Raw genomic sequence first — 3,817 nt, 5'->3', positions numbered from 1 at the left:
AGTAGGGCATGGAAGCTGGCAGGTTTGAGGTGTAACGAGACATTCTCAAGTGCTACCAGACTGCCGAAGCGCTTTGTCATATTAATGGCTTGCAGGTCAGGGGGCGAGGTTGCGATCGCAGGCTCCGTCATAGAACTAACTGAACTAAGGGTGGATGGATCTGCTGCTTGAGTCATTACTCGTCTCCTAAGATACCAAACGATGCCAGTTTAGCCAGCGTAAGCCCTCTGAATAATCAGGATTGAATCTCAGACTACAGTTCTTAGTTATCACTGGTCAGGTGTGGGGGTAATGATGAACAACCAAGATGGCTAGATTTATAACCAACGATAGCTAGGATAGTTAGCCACTGATGGTTCCTAATGCACCAGGCGCGCCACCAATTGTCTTTTTGGGTGAGCAGGTAATAATCATAATCACTAGGGTTAAGACATAAGGGGCGGCGTTGAACAAATAGCGTCCCTGCTCGATGCCAACAGCTTGTAGGGCAGGGCCGATCGCCTGGGCACCACCAAAGAACAGGGAAGCATAGAGACAATTAATAGGATTCCATCGGGCAAAGATTACCAACGCTACTGCCATCAAACCCTGACCACTGGAGATGCTTTCTGACCAAATGCCGGGGTAGTAGAGGGAAAGACAAGCTCCACCAATTCCTGCTAGGAAGCTACCTGCGACAATGCACAACATCCGCACCCGCTTAATAGAAATTCCCATCGCCAAAGCTGCATCAGGACTATCACCCACTGCCCGCACAAACAAGCCCCAGCGTGTGGACTTGAAGAACCAGGCCATCAATGGAGCAATTAGCAAACCCAAGATAAACAGGGGGCTAATTTTCAGGGCTGATTGTACTTGGGGAATGCTTGTCCAAAATCCGAGGTCGATTGTTGGCAACTGGGGAGCCTTAGGCTGAATAAACGGTTTGCCTAAAAAGAAAGCAATGCCGCTGCCGAAGATAATCATAGCGATGCCCACAGCAACATCATTAACTTTGGGCTGCTGAGACAACCAAGCATGGATAAAGCCCAACACCATACCTGCTATTCCCGCAATAATTACCCCTAGCCATGGAGACAATGCTGGCGATAGTCCCCATTTTTCAGCCCCTAGATAGGATATAGCATAGGCACTCATAGCGCCAGTGAGCAGCGTACCCTCCAGTCCTAGGTTGATTTTGCCACTCTTTTCCGTTAAGCATTCGCCCAAGCTTACGAACAAGAAAGGTGCACTGCCCCGCAATGTCCCTGCCAATATTCCTAGAGGAACGCCCCACCATCCCAATGCTGCTGCCATGGTTCACCTCATTTGTCACTTACTCACTAGTTCGCTGAACTCCTGTTAACCTAGGTTATATTCCACCTGAAACCTGTCCTTAAGCGGGTGTCGCTGTTGACGATGCCGAAGCAGGCGAGGGACTATTGAACTCTGGCTCCTTGAAGATTTTGAAGCGACCATACAACGATTCGCTGTAGAGGATTACTAGGAACACTAAACCCTGAAATACGCCAACCGTAGCATCAGGCATACTTAGACTACGTTGCAACGCCCCACCAGCGTTGAGAATGCCACCTAGAAGCACGGCAACGATCGTACAAGCTACGGGGTTGTAACGCGCTACAAAGGCTACCAGAATCCCGGTATAGCCATAGCCTGCAATCAACGATGTGTTAGCTTGCTTTTGTACGGCAGCAACTTCCACCATGCCTGCCAGACCAGCACAGGAGCCTGCTAGGAAGCAAATAATCACTGCTAGCTTGCCCACGGGTAGACCAGCCACACGAGCCGCCTTGACATTGCCACCTGCGGTGCGAGCAGCAAAACCAAAGGTAGTGCGCTGAATCAATACGTAGGCAATGATACAAGCAATAATTCCGTAGAGTAGCCCATAGTGAATGCGGGTAGTAGGAAGATTACCAATACTGACAGCATCGGGAATCGGAAAGGTTGAGGGCTTGTTCAAGGAGGCAGGATCTTTCATTGGCCCTTCTACCAGATGGTTGAGTAGTGCGATCGCAATGTAGTTCATCAACAGGCTACTAATCGTCTCGTTAACCGCTCGGTAATGGCGTAAGGCTCCTACTGCTGCAATCCATAACCCACCAAACACAATACCACCCACCGCCATGGCCAACTGCACAATCACTGGAGCTAGCCCTAGAGTCTTCTCAACTTGCTCAGGGGATGGTAGCAGGCTGCCGTAGGAAAATAACAGCCCCATAATAATGGCTCCTAGGCCACCCATGACCAAGGCTCCCTCGTTGCCAATAATCATCAGCCCTAATCGAGCAGGTAACGCAGTGCATAGAGCCGTTAACATCAAGGGAGCCGCTCTCAGCAATGTTCCTTGAAACGATCGCCAACTGCCAAAAGCCGACCTGATAATTAGCCCGTACACCGCAAAGGGATTCTGGCCACAGGCAGCGCAGAAAATACCAAATAGGATGAGAGCAAACAGAATAGCAGCAATTGGTATTACAACTGCTTCTGCCACCCTACGCCAGTTAGAACTTAACATGAATGCCTTACCTGCCTCCTGAGTCAACGTTGACGCAATCCACAACGGTTAGAAGACCATTATGGATTGCCTACCTGACGAACCCCCCAATACTCGAGTTAAAAGAGGTGTGATTACTAGGTCTTACCCAAGGCACCTTCCGCTAGCCAATCGATTTCAGTCAGTTTGCCATCAGTCACCTTATATTCAGTGCCTTGTGGAATCTTGACTGCACCAGTGTTGTCTTTAATTGGCCCCTTGTAAATCAACATAGAGCCGTCAATAATCTTCTTAGCTGTATCTTCTGCATCCTTCTTAGCAGCTTCCGATACGGCCTCTCCAAATGGGGCCAACTCAATGTAATTTTCCGCCAGACCACCAAGAATTTGATGGGGAATGCCACCGTTCATCAACGTCTTACCAGCTCGAATTGATTCAACATAACTCTTAAGGATGGTAGCCCACTTGTAGGCTGTCCCCGTCAAATAGCCCTTAGGAGCCAAGTCGTTCTGGGCAGCATGGAGGCCACTACAGAAAATGTTGCGCTTCTCAGCCGTCTCAATCACCACTTTAGGACTGTCCACATGCATGGCTACAACATCCACCCCCTGATCGGCCAGCGAGTTGGTTGCTTCTGCTTCCTTCACGGGTAATGACCAGTCCCCTGTAAAGATCACTTGCATCTTCATATCAGGTTTGACGCTACGTGCTCCTAGGATAAAGGCATTCAGATTACGGAGCACTGGGTTAATCGGCTTAGCGGCCACAAAGCCTAACTTTCCACTCTTGCTAGTCATGGCTGCGATACGCCCAGCAATATATTGGCCTTCATCCAAGAGGGCAAAGTAGCTACCAATGTTGTTGGGTAAGCCTTCTTTCCACAGAGTACCTGCATGGAAGAATTGCACATCTTTGTATTCCTTAGCCACTTCTAAAATATGCGGATCAAAGTAGCCAAATGAACTAGGAAACAAGGCAGTAACCTTATCCTGCTCGATCATGTTACGCATGACCTCCTGCACTTCCTTAGTTTCAGGCACATTGGCTTGCTCCACGATTTTAATGCCAGGAAGTTTTGCGATTTCTGCTGCCCCTGTGGCTTGGGCTTGGTTCCAGCCATAGTCATCCTTTGGACCTACGTAAATGAACCCCAGAACCAATTCTTTAGCAGCATCCGTAGCTGGACTAGCGTTAGGGCTACTAGCCGTGTCTCCACCTTGAGGCGCGGGGGTGCAGCCAGTACCAAACTTAGTAGCGGCTGCAAATGCCCCAGTTGCTAGCAACCCTCGAATAATCTGGCGACGGGACAAGTTGATAATC

General features: G+C 49.4%; 3 protein-coding genes. All 3 read right to left on the bottom strand.

Annotated features, from left to right (window positions below; translation table 11 throughout):
- Positions 1-342: 342 nt before the first annotated feature.
- Positions 343-1,296, bottom strand: a complete 954-nt coding sequence (locus NZ772_15400; GenBank protein MCS6814941.1) for an ABC transporter permease — start codon at positions 1,294-1,296, stop codon at positions 343-345.
- 79 nt (positions 1,297-1,375) lie between these two features.
- Entirely contained in the window at positions 1,376-2,518 is a 1,143-nt protein-coding gene (locus NZ772_15395) for an ABC transporter permease (protein ID MCS6814940.1), read from the bottom strand.
- A 116-nt stretch (positions 2,519-2,634) separates the two neighbouring features.
- Positions 2,635-3,813, bottom strand: coding sequence for a BMP family ABC transporter substrate-binding protein (locus NZ772_15390; protein MCS6814939.1), 1,179 nt, complete (start codon positions 3,811-3,813; stop codon positions 2,635-2,637).
- Positions 3,814-3,817 lie beyond the last annotated feature (4 nt).

The organism is Cyanobacteriota bacterium, assembly GCA_025054735.1.
Classification (GTDB): Bacteria; Cyanobacteriota; Cyanobacteriia; order SKYG9; family SKYG9; genus SKYG9.
This window is presented reverse-complemented; position numbering and strand designations above follow the sequence as displayed.